Annotated in this window: 12 protein-coding genes and 2 pseudogenes; 1 reads left to right on the top strand and 13 read right to left on the bottom strand. The window is 62.6% G+C overall.

The genetic code is table 11. The annotated features are described in order from the left end of the window. Positions 1 to 122: 122 nt before the first annotated feature. Positions 123 to 422 (top strand): annotated as a pseudogene (locus GNZ13_RS26135) (ABC transporter substrate-binding protein); the annotation flags it as partial. A 73-nt stretch (positions 423 to 495) separates the two neighbouring features. Here the strand turns inward: GNZ13_RS26135 and GNZ13_RS26130 are convergent. The 13 genes and pseudogenes from GNZ13_RS26130 to GNZ13_RS26070 all read right to left on the bottom strand — a co-directional run bounded on the left by GNZ13_RS26130 (position 496) and on the right by GNZ13_RS26070 (position 14,897). Then, positions 496 to 795, bottom strand: coding sequence for a hypothetical protein (locus GNZ13_RS26130; protein WP_172169855.1), 300 nt, complete (start codon positions 793 to 795; stop codon positions 496 to 498). 59 nt (positions 796 to 854) lie between these two features. Beyond that, positions 855 to 1,790 carry a 2-dehydropantoate 2-reductase gene (panE, locus tag GNZ13_RS26125; protein ID WP_172169852.1) on the bottom strand — a complete coding sequence of 312 codons (936 nt, stop codon included), beginning with the start codon at positions 1,788 to 1,790 and terminating at the stop codon, positions 855 to 857. A 303-nt stretch (positions 1,791 to 2,093) separates the two neighbouring features. Further along, the gene (locus GNZ13_RS26120) at positions 2,094 to 3,059 is read right to left on the bottom strand and encodes a nucleoside hydrolase (RefSeq protein ID WP_172169849.1); all 966 of its coding nucleotides are present in this window, start codon (positions 3,057 to 3,059) and stop codon (positions 2,094 to 2,096) included. Next, positions 3,056 to 3,445 carry a cytidine deaminase gene (locus GNZ13_RS26115; RefSeq protein WP_120344636.1) on the bottom strand — a complete coding sequence of 130 codons (390 nt, stop codon included), beginning with the start codon at positions 3,443 to 3,445 and terminating at the stop codon, positions 3,056 to 3,058. Before GNZ13_RS26115 ends, GNZ13_RS26120 begins: the two co-directional genes overlap by 4 nt. 15 nt (positions 3,446 to 3,460) lie before the next feature. Next, positions 3,461 to 4,737: pseudogene (locus tag GNZ13_RS26110) on the bottom strand (NupC/NupG family nucleoside CNT transporter). Positions 4,738 to 4,930: 193 nt separating this feature from the next. Next, a complete protein-coding gene (locus GNZ13_RS26105; RefSeq protein ID WP_172169846.1) occupies positions 4,931 to 6,115 on the bottom strand; it encodes a thiolase family protein in 1,185 nt (394 codons plus the stop codon). Positions 6,116 to 6,163: 48 nt separating this feature from the next. After that, on the bottom strand, positions 6,164 to 7,594 hold the full coding sequence (locus tag GNZ13_RS26100) for an efflux transporter outer membrane subunit (protein ID WP_172169843.1): 1,431 nt from the start codon (positions 7,592 to 7,594) through the stop codon (positions 6,164 to 6,166). 10 nt (positions 7,595 to 7,604) lie between these two features. Next, on the bottom strand, positions 7,605 to 9,176 hold the full coding sequence (locus GNZ13_RS26095; RefSeq protein WP_172169840.1) for a DHA2 family efflux MFS transporter permease subunit: 1,572 nt from the start codon (positions 9,174 to 9,176) through the stop codon (positions 7,605 to 7,607). A 6-nt stretch (positions 9,177 to 9,182) separates the two neighbouring features. Further along, positions 9,183 to 10,271: an HlyD family secretion protein gene (locus GNZ13_RS26090; protein ID WP_172169837.1), complete on the bottom strand. Its 1,089-nt coding sequence runs from the start codon at positions 10,269 to 10,271 to the stop codon at positions 9,183 to 9,185. 88 nt (positions 10,272 to 10,359) lie between these two features. Next, positions 10,360 to 10,782, bottom strand: coding sequence for a MarR family winged helix-turn-helix transcriptional regulator (locus tag GNZ13_RS26085; RefSeq protein WP_172169834.1), 423 nt, complete (start codon positions 10,780 to 10,782; stop codon positions 10,360 to 10,362). An 80-nt stretch (positions 10,783 to 10,862) separates the two neighbouring features. Further along, a complete protein-coding gene (locus GNZ13_RS26080; protein ID WP_172169832.1) occupies positions 10,863 to 11,285 on the bottom strand; it encodes a MarR family winged helix-turn-helix transcriptional regulator in 423 nt (140 codons plus the stop codon). Between the two features lie 64 nt (positions 11,286 to 11,349). Next, positions 11,350 to 12,240 carry a transglutaminase family protein gene (locus GNZ13_RS26075; protein ID WP_172169830.1) on the bottom strand — a complete coding sequence of 297 codons (891 nt, stop codon included), beginning with the start codon at positions 12,238 to 12,240 and terminating at the stop codon, positions 11,350 to 11,352. Continuing rightward, positions 12,237 to 14,897: a circularly permuted type 2 ATP-grasp protein gene (locus GNZ13_RS26070; protein WP_172169828.1), complete on the bottom strand. Its 2,661-nt coding sequence runs from the start codon at positions 14,895 to 14,897 to the stop codon at positions 12,237 to 12,239. The genes GNZ13_RS26075 and GNZ13_RS26070 overlap by 4 nt, the downstream gene beginning before the upstream one ends. Positions 14,898 to 14,942 lie beyond the last annotated feature (45 nt).

The raw sequence follows: 14,942 nt of genomic DNA, 5'->3' as shown, positions 1-14,942 counted from the left end.
GGAGTGGTTTGAGACCTGCTCCTGAAAGCCGATCTCGAGGGGCCCACCCTCATCTATGACGCAGCTTCTCGCACAGTCATCAGTTCATTGCGAACCTCTTTCTGTGCTGCTGCAGCACACTGAATCCGAAGGAAGGTCCGGTGTTGCTGCTGGTCGATCTGTGCGTGGTCAACAACAACCCCGATCCGCAAATGGCGCAGAAACTCGCGCAGTTCCTGCTCTCCGCGCCAGCTCAGACGAAAGCCGCCGAGGCTGGCAAGCAGATTCCGACCAACCGTCTCGCGAAAATGACGCCGCCGATGCAGCAAAGCCTCGGTAACGTCGACGATATGGTGAAGAAGGTGACCGTGGTGGATTGGGACACGATCAATGCGCATCGCGCGCAGTGGGATACGCGCTGGAATAGGCAGATCGAGCGCTGAGCCTTACTTGCTGCGGTGACGCGCGCGCCTTGTTTGCTGCAAGGCGCGCGCGTTTTAATTGGTGCGCCGCGCGTTATGCGATGACCGACAGCGCCACCGCGAGCCATATTGCCGCCACGCCGGTGAGAAACAGACGCCGCGCGACGCAGACGCCGGCATCGCTGTTTTCGGTTGCGACGGGGCGCGTCGCCATCCACGGCACGAGCCCGAGGCAGGCAAAGCCGACCAGCGCGAACACCACCACCGTCACGTCGCTGAAGCGCCATTTCGCCGACTCGTGCACGCCCCAATAGCCGAGAAACACAATGCCGATCGAGAAGATCGTGGATGCGGCCGAACTCAGCGCGGGCACCGATCCGGTTGGACTCGGCATGCTTTACCTCCGAAACGTTAGGCTGCTGTGGCCGCCCCCATCGTCCGCGCTTCGGTCATTCAGGACGTACGGGTCTGCCTCGCTTCATACGTCTTCAGATGACTATAGGCGATCCGCAGCAGCGACAAACCGTGCTCGCCCTTCTGTGCATCGCCGCCGCGCGAGATCAGATCGCCGAGAATGTGATCCGCCTCGGTGTGCGAGTGGTTTTCGACGTCGCGCAACATCGAAGCCGTAAGCGGCGATGGCGTAAAGAGCGTTTGGGTGGCCCGGGCGTCGAAGTCCGGTTCCATCGTAAAGCTGTTGCGCTCCGCGACGCCACGGCACTCGCCGAGCAGGTTTTCGATGATGCGCTTGCCATCTGGCGCAGCCAGAATATCGCCGACCGAACCGCGCATCAAGCACGTACTGGCCGCCAGTGTGGCCAGGAACACCCACTTTTCCCACATGCGCAGCAGGATGTTGTCGCTGACCACGGTATCGAAATTCGCACCGGCCATGGCATCCGCGATCGTCTGGACGCGCTCGGACGTGCCGCCTTCCAGTTCACCGAAGGTGACCGCGTGCGTTTCGTTCAGGTGCATGATGTGCTGCTCCGGGCTGAGCGTCGCCGCGATCACGCATTGACCGCCCAGTACGCGTGACGCACCGAACTTTTCCTTGAGCACCTCGATATGGCGCATGCCGTTGAGCATCGGCAGAATCAGCGTCGATTCGCCGACCAGCGGTGCGAACGAATCGATCGCGTCGTCGAGACTGTAGGCTTTGCAACTGAGCAGCACCAGATCGAACGGCTCCGCGCCGACACCGGCGAGTATCGTCTTGACGTCGTGCACCGTGAGATTGCCGCGCGGGCTGTTGATGACGAGGCCGTCACGCGCGAGTTTTTCCGCACGGCCGGGGCGCACGAGAAAGGTCACGTCCTGACCCGCCGCTGCGAGACGTCCGCCGAAGTAGCCGCCAACGGCACCCGCCCCTACTACTAGAATTCGCATCTTTTGCCTCTTGATGGATTTGGGTCACGCTCGCCGGGTCGGTAAGCCAAGGCTTCGAGGACCACGCACGCAGCACGTCTGCAGAAATGTAGCAAAGATTGACGATGCGCATCGGCCACACATGCCGGGCCGGTTTGCTGCAACGCACCGGGGCGCGCTGTTTCCGCATTGCTCTTACATCAGATCAATTGCCGCGCCGTCAGCCGTCGCGCCGTCAGCTATCCACTATGCTCCGGCCTGGATAAAAAGAGCGACTGGGAGGGGGCTTCCCTGAACAAGCGGCAGTAGCGTTGCAAGATCGTCCTACAGCGTGCCGCAAATGGTGCGCTCGTAAAGCGCGAGCATCCCGGCTACGTCCACGTCCAGGCAGACTGTGCTCTCGGGCCGGTTGTCCCAGTCCGGCGCGGGCACCGGCATCGTAGAAGGCTTCTGAATGGTTTGGCCCACCGCGATACCGTCGGTCAGCACGCGTACGGGTCCAGTGCGCGTCGTATAAAGATGCGGCGCCAGCACATAGGTGACCGCCGACGAGTCGTGCACGTAAATACCCTTGAGTTGCGCACTTTGCTCATGAAAGGCCTCGTAGTGCCGCGACACGTCCCACACGAACTGCCCTGCTGCACCGCCGCGATCGCGCAGCGACGCCAGATAGTCGTGGCTCATGATGGTGCGCTGCGTGACGTCGAGCCCGACGATCGCAACCGGCCATGGCGCGCCGAACACAATGTCAGCGGCATCGGGGTCGCCGAGAATATTCGCTTCCGCGGCGGGGGTTACGTTGCCGAGCACGGCGTCCGTGCCGAACGCGCCGCCCATGATGACCACCTGCTTGACGAGCGGAGCGATCTGCGGATCGTCGGCCAGCGCCAAGGCCAGATTCGTGAGCGGGCCCACGGCGATCAACGTGACCTCGCCGGGATGCGCGCGCACCGTGTCGATAATGAAGCGGTGTGCGGGGCGTGAGTCGAGCGCTGCTTCAACACTGGCTTCGATCGCGATATTGCCAAGCCCGTTATCGCCGTGAATCCAGGCGAGCGGCTCGGGCGCTGCGCGCTTGAGCGGTGCGGCGGCGCCCTGCGCAACCGGCACGCCCGGCGCGAACCGCCCGGCCAGGAAACGCGCATTACGCGTGGTGGTCTCGATCGTGGCATTGCCGAATACGCTCGTCAGACCGAGCAATTCGATGTCCGGATGCAGCGCCTGGAAAACCAGCGCCATCGCATCGTCCACACCGGGATCGGTGTCGTAGATAACCTTGTGCTTGCTCATAGATAAAACGCGTCCGGCAATTGTTCACGCGCGGTGGTGTCGCGGGTGGCGCCATGCAGATTGCCAAGGCGGATAGGCAACTCCGGGCCGCCCAGTTCGATGATCACCTGGCGGCACGCGCCGCACGGTGCGATCGGTCCATCCGTATCGCCGATCACGGCAAGCGCGGCGAACTGGTCGCGCTGATAGCCCGCGGCAATCGCGCTGAAAAACGCCGTACGTTCAGCGCAATTACATAGTCCGTACGAGGCATTCTCAACGTTGCAGCCGTCGAATACGGTGCCGTCTCTGGTCAGCAGCGCCGCGCCGACCTTGAACTTCGAATAAGGCGCATAGGCCTTTTCTCGCGCGACGCCTGCGCGTTCCAGCAGTTGTTCCATGTTCATGCAACGATCCTCAATTCAATTCAGCGTCAGGAACATGCCCGCAATCGTGGCGCTCATCAGGTTCGAGAGCGTCGCGGCGAGCACGACACGCAGGCCGTAGCGCGCGACTTCGGCGCGGCGGTCTGGCGCAACGGCGCTAAAGCCGCCCGTCAGTACCGCGATCGACGCAAAGTTCGCGAAGCCGCACAGCGCAAACGACAGAATAGCAATGGTACGCGGATCGAGTGCCTGCAGACCGGCCGCGCTCACGCTGGCGGCATCTTTCAGATACGGCGACAGCGACGCATAAGCGACGAACTCGTTGAGAATCATCTTCTGGCCGAGGAAATTGCCGGCGATTGCGGCTTCGTTCCACGGCACACCGATCAGATACGCAAGCGGTGCGAACACCGTGCCGAGCACCGACTGCATCGACAGTTGCGGATGGCCGAACCAGCCACCTATACCGCCCACAATACCGTTGAGCAATGCGATCAGGCTGACGAACGCGATCAGCATTGCGCCGACCATCACGGCGATTTTCAGGCCCACGGTCGCGCCGGAACTCGCGGCTTCAATCACATTCGCGGGACGCTTTTCGTCGAAGCTGAGGTCCTCGAGATGCACGCGGCTCGGTTCGGTGGTCGGGTGAATGATCTTGGCGAACAGCAAGCCGCCGGGCACCGCCATGAACGACGCGGCCAGCAGATAGTCAATCCGCACACCGAGGCCCGCATAGCCCGCCAGCACCGAACCGGCAACCGCCGCCATGCCGCTCGACATCACCGCGAATAGTTCGGCGCCTGTCATGTCGCGCGTGAACGGTTTGACCACGGCAGGCATTTCGCTTTGACCCAGGAAGATCGTGGTCACGGCCGAGAAAGATTCGAGCTTCGATACGCCGAGCAGCTTGTGGAAAACCGTGCCGAGCACGATCACGATCCAGCGCATCACGCCGATGTAGTACAGCACGGAAATGAGCGCAGTGACGAAGATGATGGCCGGCAGCACCCGCACGGCGAACACGAAGCCGCCGTCGCCGAAGACCTGGAACATCTTCGATTGCACGAGGCCGCCGAACAGGAATTCGATCCCCGCGTTGCCATAGCCGAGCACGTGATTGACGCCTGAAGCAGCGTCCGCGAGGACCGTCTTGCCGATCGGCATGAAGAGAATGAAGGCGCCGATACCGATCTGCGCAAGCAGCGCCGCATTACGGTCCGTAAGCGGATGGCGCCGCGGTTGGTGGAAAAGATGAAAGCGATAAGCAGCAGGACGGCAATCCCGAGGATGTTTCGTGCGATCAGTGCCATGTCTCTTGATGTTCTTGTGAAAGTGGCAATGATGCTAAACGAAACTGATGCGGGAGGAAAAACTTTAAATATCGGGCGACGACCGTTTGCCGCACAGCGTAGCGCGGTTGATGCATGTTGCATCTAATCGGCATCAAAATGGCCGCGGCGCGTTTGCGGTTCCGGGCACCGCAACGCACCGCCGCAGCCGATCTCAGATCACTTCCAATGCCAGCGCAATCCCCTGCCCGCCGCCGATACACAACGTGACGACGCCGCGTTTCAGGCCGTCGCGGCGCATTGAATGCAGCAGGCGCGTCGTCAATACCGCGCCGGTCGCGCCGATCGGATGACCATGCGCGATCGCGCCGCCCTGCACGTTGATCAGCTCATCCGCGATGCCGAGTCTGCGCGCCACCGCGATTGGCACGGCAGCGAAGGCTTCATTGATCTCGAAGCGTTCGACGTCCTCGAGTTCCCAACCTGCGCGGGCCAGAGCCATTTGCACAGCCGGCACCGGACCGAGGCCGAACATGCCCGGCTCGACGGCCGCAACGCCAAACGCCACCAGCCGCGCGAATGGCTCGATGCCGCGCGCCTCAGCGAACCCGCGCTCAGCGACCAGCATGGCTGCTGCACCGCTGTTCAATCCCGGCGCGTTGCCGGCGGTAATCGTGCCGTCCGGACGAAACGCCGGACGCAGTTTGGCGAGCGTTTCGACAGTGGTATCCGGGCGCGGCTGTTCATCGCTCGTAAAATGCTGCGGGCCTTTGCGCCCCGGAATTTCCACGGCGACCAGTTCAGCGTTGAAATCGCCGCGCGCCTGCGCTTCGGAAAAACGTTGTTGCGAACGCGCGGCCCAACGGTCCTGCGTTTCGCGCGTGAGGTCGAACTGCGCGACGAGGTCTTCGGTATGCCAGCCGGAATGCTCGCCGGAAAATGCGTCGTTCAGGCCGTCGCGCAGCAGGCTGTCATGGATTTGCGCGTTGCCCATCCGGTAGCCCCAGCGGCCGCCGTCGAGCAGATACGGCGCGCGGTCCATGTTTTCCATGCCGCCGGCCACGGCTGCATCGCCGAGGTCAAGCCAGATTTCCTGGGCCGCGGACGCAATCGCCTGCGCGCCCGAACCGCACACACGATTGACCGTCAACGCGGGCACAGCCACCGGCACGCCGCCGCCAATCGATGCCTGGCGCGCCGGATTCATCCTGTTGCCGGCCTGAATCACGTTGCCCAGCACCACCGAGGCCAACGCGGCCGGATCGAGGCCGCTGCGCCGCAGCGTCTCACGAACCGCGACCGCGCCGAGTTCGGTTGCGGGCACCTCTTTCAGCGATCCGCCGAATGCGCCAATCGGCGTTCTCACCGGATTGCAGATCACTACTTCTCGCGTACTCATCATTCATCTCCAGTTGGACTACCACTTTCACCGCCACATCCACGCGCATCAATTCGCCGATGCCGCCGTGACGGTGGCGGGGACATCCCAGCCACCGCCCAGCGAGCGGTACAACGCCACCGCCGCGAGCGCATGCTCGCGTTTGGCCTGATTCAACGACTCCGCATCGCGCAGATAAGCCTCCTGCGCGGTGAGCACATCGAGGAAATCCGTCGCGCCGCCCTTGTAGAGCTCACTCGACAAATGCAGCGCATGGTCCGATGCGTCAAGCGCGCCGCCCAGGCGTTGCACCTGCACCGCGCCGTTCACCAGGTCGCTGCGGTTGTCCTCGATTTCCTTGAGCGCTTGCAGCATGGTTTGCTGCAGGCCGAGTTGCGACTCGCGCATCCGGCTCTCGCTCGCGTCGATGTTCGCGGTAATGCGGCCGGCGTTGAAGATCGGACTCGTTGCATTCAATGCCGCGCTGAAGAGGTTGTCGGTCAGCGTCGGCAAGCCGAGATAGGACGAGGCCAGCAGGCCGTCCGCGAGATTGAGCCTGAACTGCGGATAGCGCTGCGCTTTTGACACACCCACTTCCGCCGCGCGCTGTTCGACCGTGGCGTAGGCATTGCGTACGTCGGGCCGCTGCAACAGTGCGTCGGACGGCAGCGTCTGCGGCACGCTTTGCGCGGGCACCGGGATGTCGCGTGCATTGGCTAGCAGCAGGCCGTCGACGCTCTCCGGCGTGCGGCCCGAATACACCGCGATCAAACTCAGTTGATGCTGCACGGTCGACTGCACGCGCGGGATCTGCGCCTGCAAATCCTCCAACTGGTTCTGTGCCCGTGCGACGTCGAGTTGCGTCGACAGTCCGTAATGCAAACGCTCCTGCGTGAGTTTCAAGGCGCGGGCGCGGATCTGTTCGTTGTCGCTGAGAATCTGCAATTGCGATTGCGCCCAGCGCAGATCGATATACGCAGCAGCTGTGTTCGCCGCGAGTGCCAGACGCAGTTGATTCAAGGCCGTCTGCCGACCGGACACTTGCGCCTGGGCTGCGAGCACAGCAAGACGTTCGCCGCCGAAAACGTCCGGCGTCCAGCTCGCCGTCAAGCCGATCCCCGCCTGACGCACATAGCCGAGCGGTGGCGGCGTGTTCTGGCGAGAATCGGATGCGTTCGCGCTAGCGTTCAACTCCGGCAGCAATGCCGCGCGATTTTGCGTCACGAGATCCTGCGCCTGCTTGACGCGTTCCACCGCCGCCTGCACGTCGAGATTGCCGGTCAGCACCGATTCCACCAACTGATGCATGACAGGATCGCCGAATTGCGCCCACCACGTGTTGGCGCTGACGCTGTCTTGAGGGGCATCGACATTCCACGCGGCCGGCGCGACGGTCTGAACCGTATGCTGCAGGTCCGCATGCGTTTCAGGCTGCACCGCGCATGCCGCTAGTGTCAGCAGCGCCGCGCTCGCGAGTACTTTGATAACGATTGGTTTCATGCTGATTTCCTCAGTGAGCATCGGGCGGCGGCGCGGTATTGCCAAACGGGCGCGAGAACAGCACGCTCAGCAAACCGACTACAAAGCAGAGCGACAGCGCAAAGAACGTGTCGGAGAACGTGAGCACGAGCGCTTCGCGCATCAGCAGCGCATGCAACGCCCCGAGACCAGCATTGGCCGCATTCAGCGCATCGCCGCCGACTGCCGCGAAGTGCGCGCTTTGCTGCTGCAAGACCGACTCGACCACCGGACGGCCCGCGCTCAAATGCTCGTCGAGCCGCTCGTAATGGAGATTCAAACGATCGTTGAGCATCGTGCTGCTCACTGCAATGCCAATCGCGCCGCCCAGATTGCGCATCAGATTGAAGAGACCGCTGGCGGATCGAAGCCTCGACATCGGCAATGAACCGAGCGCCATCGTGACGATGGGCGGAATGCAGAACTGCTGGCCAATGCCGCGCAACGCCTGCGGGATCAGCAATTCCTGCCAGCCCCACTGATTGGTCAGTGGCACATACAGATAACAGCCGACGCCGAACAGCACCAGGCCGAACACCATCAGCACCCGCATGTCGACAAAGCGCGCGACCACCGAATACGCCACCATCGCGAGCAACTGAAAACACCCGACCGACAGCAACGCCACACCGATCTGCAACGAATCGAAGCCACGCACACGCGATAAAAACACCGGCGTCAGGAACACGGCACAGAAAATCCCGATTCCGGTGATGAACGACAGCAGACTGCCGATGCCAAAGTTGCGGATCGCCAACGCACGCAAATCGACGATCGGTTCTTTCGCGGTGAACGCATGCACGATGAACAGGAACCCACAGATCGCCGCGACCCACGTGCATGTCAGGATCACGTCGTCGCCGAACCAGTTTTTGCGTGGCCCTTCTTCCAGCACGTATTCGAGGCAACCGAGAAATCCGGACATCAGCAGGATGCCGAGGTAGTCGCCTTTTTTCAGTAGTGAGAGATCGACGTTGTCGAAGTGCACGTACTTCGGCACCATCAGCGTGACGGCGAGACCCGGCACGAGGTTCAGATAAAACAGCCAGTGCCAAGACCATTGCGACGTGATCCAGCCGCCTATCACCGGGCCGACGGTCGGCGCGAGCGTGGCGAGCGCGCTGATGGCGGTGGACGCAATCAGGCGCTGCTTGCCGGGGAACAGCACGAATGCCGTCGTGAACACGGTCGGAATCATCGCGGCGCCGAGCGCGCCCTGCAAACCGCGAAACAGGATCATCGAGTTGATGTCCCATGCAAGGCCGCACAGCATACTGGTGACCGTAAAGCCCAGCGCGGAAAACGCGAACACCCAGCGCGTCGAGAACACACGCGTGAGCCAACCGGACATCGGGATCACGAGAATCTCCGCGATCAGATACGAGGTCTGCACCCACGAGAGCTCATCCTGACTCGCGGACAAGCCGCCGCCGATATCCTTGAGTGAAGACGCCACGATCTGGATATCGAGCGTCGCCATGAAAAAACCGAGGCACATCAGCACGAACGCGAACACTTTGGTGCGCGTCGGCAGGTCGGCGGGATTGGCAAGGACCTGAGTCATGATCGTTTAACCGTGAGCAGCGTCGAGATGCACTTTCACCGTCGCCGATAGGCCCGGGCGCAGCACGCCTTGCATATCCTTCGGTACCTCGAGACGCACGCGCACCGGCACGCGCTGCACGATCTTCGTAAAGTTGCCGGTCGCGTTCTCCGCCGGCAGCACGCTGAAGGTCGCGCCGGTTGCGGGCGCGAGACTCTCAACCACGCCGTGAATCCGTTTGCTCGACGCATCGAGATCGACGTCGACACCGTCGCCAACGTGCATCTTCTTCAACTGGTCTTCCTTGAAGTTGGCGTCGATCCACAGTCCGCTCGACGGCACCACGGTCAGCAGCGACACGCCAATGTTCGCCAGCAAGCCGACGCGCGCGGTGCGATTGCCGACGTAACCGTCGATCGGCGAGCGAATCGTGGTGTACTCCACGTTCAATGCGGCGACCCGCTGCGCCGCCTGCGCGGTGGCGATGCGCGCCTCGGCGTCGCCGATCTGCGCGTCGAGCACGGCGATCTGCCGTTGCGCGGCAATCAACGCCGCGCTGCTGCGGTCGACCGCGGCATGCGCCTTCGAGAGATCGGCATCCGCGCGTTCTACAACCTGGTTCGATACCGCATCGTCCTTCACCAGTTGGCGATAGCGCGTCTGATCGGCGGCGCTGCGCGTCAATTCGGCCCCGGACGCGCGAACCTCGGCGGCCTGCTCGTTGATGGTGGCAAGCTGCAAGGACTTCTTCGCCTGCAACTCGGTAACGGCGGCTTGCGCACTCTCAACTTCCGCACTGGCCTGCGCGAGGCGAGCGTCGTAATCGCGCGCATCGAGCCGGATCAACACCTGATTCGCATGGACGAACTCGTTATCGCGCACCAGCACGTCCGTCACGAAGCCGTTCACTTTCGGCGACATCACAGTCACATCACCGCCGACGTAAGCATCGTCCGTCGTTTCGACAAAGCGGCCGACGAAGAACCAGTACGACGCGGCAAGCGCCAACACGGCAAGCACCGAGATGATCGCGAGCAGCATCCACGGAATGCGCCGTGCCGGTTTGGCGGCGTTTGCCACGCTGGGCGGTGCAATAGTCGAGGGTGTAGTGGACATGATGTTCGTATGTGCGTATGCACTCGTTGAGCTTAAAAAAAAGCGCGTTGCGCTGCGCCGGGCTTGACCCACTCCATGCGGGCCTGATTCAAACGGGATCGCTTGTGATGGCGAACAACTCAGTACGCAATGCCGCCGCGCGCTGCTCGCCGAAGCGATCCTCGAATTCGGCTTGCGCCGCATACCAATGCTTGCGCCCTGCTTGCAAACGCTCTTCGCCGGCTGCCGTCAGTGCTATCGACAACGCTCGCGCGTCCGCCCCGAGTGTTTCGCTCGACACCAGTCCGTTGCGCCGCAGCGGCTGGATCGTGCGGACCAGCGTGGTGCGCTGCATGCGCATGGCTTCGGCCAGTTGCTTCATGGTCATCGGACCGGTGCGCTTCAGGCGCCCCATCAGCGAAAACTGCGTGATGGTGAGGCCGACGTTCTCCAGGTGGCGATCGTAAAGCTGCGACACAAAGCGTGCGGCCTGGCGGATCGCAAAGCAGTCGTCGTCGAAAAGCCCGTCCATCGCTGTACTTCCTCTTCATGAGTGCGTATGCACATGATCAAGCGTACCAGAACTCGTCGAAACGAGCTCATACGCTTTGCCTATCCGGTGATGTTGAAGAGCTCGGAGCGCAGCGCCTTGGCACGCGCGTGGCCGAACTTTTCCTCGAATTCGTTCTGCGCGGCACGCCATGCGATGGCCGCCTGATCGAAGGTCGTTTCGCCCTTCTCCGTGAGACTGAACAGAAACGTTCGGCCGTCATGCTCCGCCGATTCGGCAACCACCAGCCCGTCACGCTGCAACGGCTTCATGGCGCGGACCAGCGTGGTACGCTCCATGACCATGGCGTCCGCGAGGTCTACCATCGGCAGGTTCGGCGTACGCGCGAGCTTGGCGAGAATCGTGAACTGCGCAGCCGTCAGCCCTACCTCGCCGAGATGGCGCTCGTAGATTTGCGTGACGTGCCGCGCTGCCTGGCGCAGCGCGAAACAGTTGCATTCGTCGTAAGAGAGAGGACGGTTCATGGCAGGCAGTGTATATGTGCATACGCACACTGTCAAGTTTACTTTCGCGCAGTAAACACTCGCGTTAAAGCGCCAGCACCGTCACGCCCACTTCCACCCGGTGCGCCCCGCCCCCCAGGATCATCCCGCGCAGCAAGGACACGTCGCTGTAATCGCGGCCGATCGCGAGCGTCACGTGGTCCCTATCGGCGAACACGTCATTAGTGGGGTCGAGATCGATCCAGCCGCTCGCCGGGCAATACACGGACACCCACGCATGCGAGGCATCCGCACCGATCAAACGTGGCTGCCCAGGCGGCGGGTCGTTGCGCAGATAACCGCTCACGTAGCGCGCCGGCAAACCCAGCGAGCGCAAACAGCCGATCATCACCTGCGCAAAGTCCTGGCATACGCCGCTCTTCAATTCGAAAGCGCGCTCGGCGGGCGTGTCGAACATCGTCGCCGAAGGTTTGTAGGCGAAGTCTTCGTGAATCCGGTGCATCAGATCGATCGCACCCGCCACGATCGGCATGCCGGGAGGAAAGCTCGGCAGCGCATAAGCGCGCAACGACGGCCGCGGCACGACGTTCGGCGACGCAAAGCAGAACTCCACCTCGGGCCGGAACTCGCCACCAACCCAAAACCGCAATGCGTCCGCCACGTCTTCCCATTCAGGCGTCTCATCGGGGTCGAGATCGGTCCAGCGCGGCATGAGCGCCACCGTGGTTTCGCTAACGAGCTGCAAGCGCTCGTGCGGGGCGTCCAGCGCGAAGTACAGGACGTCGTTGCCGAATGCGTCGATGCGGCTAGTCTGATACGACGGCTCCGGTTCGATCTTTTCGCTGTGCGAGACCACACGCTGCCACGCACAGGCGATCGGCCGGATCGTCGCGAGATGCTGGGCGGTCTCCACATACGTGGAGTAGTGGTAGGTCGTGCGATGCGAGACGGACAACACGGTCGGCGCGTTCTTCATGACCACACCTGCGAGGCCACCGTACTGGCATGACTGAAATAGCGCGCGCTGATCTCATGCGCTGCCGCGCCGACATAGCCGCCGATCTGATCGCACACTGCAATCAGTTCCGTGTATGAATCGTCTTCGTCGACTGTGCACAGTGATTCGAGCGTCGGCAACGAAGCAGCGGGCGGCATCAATTCCGCAAACGGACGATGCCGCATGCTGCCCGCGGCCACGGCAATCTCGTCGAGCTTTTTGCGCAGACGCTCATAGACACCGTAGATGCCGCGCGGATTGGTGGGCTCGATCACCAGCAGGTCGAGCAAAGCCGGCACTTCGAAACGGCCCGGATACAGCGAGCGATACGTCAGCGTGCTGTCGAACAATTGCAACAGCAGATCGAACCCGGCCGGTGTCGCGAGTTGACCTTTATCGGCGACCACGCGCAAGAACGACGTCATCGCCGACACGCGTTCGATATGCCGTCCGACGAATAGCAGACGCCACGCTTCGTCGCGTGTCATGCGGTCGCCTTGTGCGCCGCTGATCGCCGACAACTGCACGGACAGGCATTCGAGCGCGCTCATCAGTGTCACGCGGTCATAACGGTCGTAGCGCTCACTGCGTTCAGCGCGACCGTTACCATTCGCGCCGCCCTGCGATGGGCCGCTGCCATTACCGTTGCCATTGAAACCCGCTGCCGGCATCAAGGTCTGCAATGCATCGCGGAAATCGTTGCGCGCCGCGAGAATGGTGCGCCAATGATCGTTCGACAGACGCCCACGCACTTCGCCATTCGCACGCGCCTGCTGTTTGAGGTTCTGACCGATGCTCGCAGCGCCGGTGCTCTCGCTCAGATTCGCGACCAGTGCGCGCTCGAATGCCTGCGGCGAATGCGGCGAGGACATATCGCCAGATTGCACGAGACCACAATGCATGGCGAGCTCGACCAGCGTAGGGAACATCGCGTCGGCGTCATTGCCTTCCAGCGAGCCGAGAATCAGGCGCAACAGCCGCACATTGTTTTCGGCGCGTTCGCCATAACGTCCGGCCCAGAACAGATTTTCAGCCGCGCGGCTCGAGACGGTGCGATGCTTGCGCGCGAGGTCGGCGGGTTGCATCGGCGAAGGCAGCAGCGTGAAGGTCGACGTCGGCTGACTGGACAGCACCCACGTATCGACGCTGCTGCCGCCGTATTGCATCGACACCGTCGCCTGACGCTCGGCGGCCATCCGCGTGAAGCCGCCGGGCATCACATGCCAGCCCCCGTCGGCGTCGGCAATCGCATAGACGCGCAGCACCGATGGACGGCGGCCAATGGTCCCGTCTTCGTAACGCGGCGTGCAGGAAAAGCGCAGCGGCTGCTGGATCGTGTAGGTGTCGGGCATCGCTTCGACGCGCTCACGCCATGGCGAGAGCCGCTGTCTGCCCTGTTCGATCCCGGGCGGCGCATCGCGTGGCGCGACCGGCCAGGTCGGCACAATGAACGCCTCGTCCAACCGCGTGAATGCGTGCTCGCGCGCCGCCTTTTCGCCGCACCACCAGGTCGCCACACTCGGCAGCACCAGGTCTTCGTCGAGCAACACTTCGGCAATGCCCGGCAAAAAGCCATGCAAGGCCGGCGATTCGACAAAGCCCGAACCCGGTACGTTCGACACGATCACATTGCCCGCGCGCATCACCTGCAAGAGGCCCGGCACGCCGATGCTCGAATCCGCGCGCAGTTCGACCGGATCGCAGAAAGCATCGTCCAGACGGCGCAGCACAACGTGCACACGTTCGAGACCGGCGAGCGTCTTCAGATACAGCATGTCGTCGCGCACGGTCAGGTCCTTGCCTTCGACCAGCGTGACGCCGAGATACCGCGCCAGAAACACGTGCTCGAAGTAAGTCTCGCTAAACGGCCCGGGTGTGAGCAATGCGATATGCGGCGAACTGTCGGCGCCCGAGCTGTCGTGCTGCATCGTGGCCTGCGCGGCCTGCACGAGCGTTGCGATCAGTTGCGAATAAGTCGGTGCGAGGCGGCTCACGCGCATGGTCCGAAACGGATCGGCGAACAGCGTCGACACGATCAGCCGGTTTTCCAGCGCATAACCGAGGCCGGATGGCGCCTCGGTGCGATGCGCCATGACGGTCCACTGTCCGCCGGGCGTACGCGCCAGATCGACGGCCACCACCTGCAGATATTGCCCGCCAGGCGGCGTGAAACCCTTCACGGGACGCAGATAACCGGGATGCCCGAACACCAGCGCGGGCGGCAACTGCCCACGCTCGAGCAAGGTCTGCGGCCCGTAAATATCGGCCACGATCGCATTGAGCAGATGCGCGCGCTGCGTCACGCCACGCTCGATATGCGCCCACTCGGCCTCGCTGATCAGGAACGGCAGCAGGTCGAGCGCCCACGGCCGCGGCTCGCCATTATCCGCGTAGACGTTGTAGCTGATGTCGTTGTCGCGGATCTGCTGCGCGATCGACGCGTAGTGATCCTCCAATCGCGCGATGCCGTCTTCGCCGAGCCGTTCGAAGAATTGCCGCCACGGTTCGCGCAACACGCCTGAGGCGTCGCGCAACTCGTCCCAATGCCCTTCGTAGGCCGGCAACAGCCGCAATAAGGACGAAGCGTCCGCGCGCGCCGCGGACGTTTCGAAGGGAAAAGTCGATTGAAAGGCCAAGGTGGTGTCGTTTTTAAAAGTGTACTGACGCTTTTCAGTCTACCA

The organism is Paraburkholderia elongata (assembly GCF_013177735.1).
Classification (GTDB): Bacteria; Pseudomonadota; Gammaproteobacteria; order Burkholderiales; family Burkholderiaceae; genus Paraburkholderia; species Paraburkholderia elongata.
This window is presented reverse-complemented; position numbering and strand designations above follow the sequence as displayed.

What these genes read in the sequence shown, in the direction of transcription:
- GNZ13_RS26130 (WP_172169855.1), bottom strand. Translation starts at nt 795, where the DNA reads ATGCCGAGTCCAACCGGATCGGTGCCCGCGCTGAGTTCGGCCGCATCC.
- panE (WP_172169852.1), bottom strand. Translation starts at nt 1,790, where the DNA reads ATGCGAATTCTAGTAGTAGGGGCGGGTGCCGTTGGCGGCTACTTCGGC.
- GNZ13_RS26120 (WP_172169849.1), bottom strand. Translation starts at nt 3,059, where the DNA reads ATGAGCAAGCACAAGGTTATCTACGACACCGATCCCGGTGTGGACGAT.
- GNZ13_RS26115 (WP_120344636.1), bottom strand. Translation starts at nt 3,445, where the DNA reads ATGAACATGGAACAACTGCTGGAACGCGCAGGCGTCGCGCGAGAAAAG.
- GNZ13_RS26105 (WP_172169846.1), bottom strand. Translation starts at nt 6,115, where the DNA reads ATGAGTACGCGAGAAGTAGTGATCTGCAATCCGGTGAGAACGCCGATT.
- GNZ13_RS26100 (WP_172169843.1), bottom strand. Translation starts at nt 7,594, where the DNA reads ATGAAACCAATCGTTATCAAAGTACTCGCGAGCGCGGCGCTGCTGACA.
- GNZ13_RS26095 (WP_172169840.1), bottom strand. Translation starts at nt 9,176, where the DNA reads ATGACTCAGGTCCTTGCCAATCCCGCCGACCTGCCGACGCGCACCAAA.
- GNZ13_RS26090 (WP_172169837.1), bottom strand. Translation starts at nt 10,271, where the DNA reads ATGTCCACTACACCCTCGACTATTGCACCGCCCAGCGTGGCAAACGCC.
- GNZ13_RS26085 (WP_172169834.1), bottom strand. Translation starts at nt 10,782, where the DNA reads ATGGACGGGCTTTTCGACGACGACTGCTTTGCGATCCGCCAGGCCGCA.
- GNZ13_RS26080 (WP_172169832.1), bottom strand. Translation starts at nt 11,285, where the DNA reads ATGAACCGTCCTCTCTCTTACGACGAATGCAACTGTTTCGCGCTGCGC.
- GNZ13_RS26075 (WP_172169830.1), bottom strand. Translation starts at nt 12,240, where the DNA reads ATGAAGAACGCGCCGACCGTGTTGTCCGTCTCGCATCGCACGACCTAC.